This is a genomic window from Dellaglioa sp. CoH-56-MRSF-13, assembly GCF_056782095.1.
Map to the genome: position 1 here is coordinate 1 of NZ_JBXAYC010000137.1, position 306 is coordinate 306.

General features: G+C 51.6%; 1 protein-coding gene. It reads left to right on the forward strand.

Annotated features, from left to right (window positions below; genetic code table 11):
- Positions 1 to 29 precede the first annotated feature (29 nt).
- On the forward strand, positions 30 to 306 hold a 277-nt coding region (locus AC1RP1_RS08205), incomplete at its 3' end, for a DUF7448 domain-containing protein (RefSeq protein WP_481762752.1).

The window sequence follows — 306 nt, forward strand, 5'->3', positions numbered from 1 at the left end:
TGTTTCATGATCAAGACTGCTGCGAGTCGGTGTACATCGAATCGATTGTTGGCAACCTCACTGACCTATTGGGTACTCCACTTCTGGTGGCAGAAGTCGTATCTTGGGCTGATGGTCAGGATGGTGTGCCTCCCCCGATCCTGCCCCGGCGCGAAAGCTGGATGGACGATGAAGATTACGCTGATCACTGCACGTATGCAGTAGAGTCGTACCGATGGACGTTTTACAAATTCGCGACAATTCGCGGGTATGTTGATATTCGATGGTACGGTACAAGCAACGGCTATTATGGCGAGGGTGTTGACC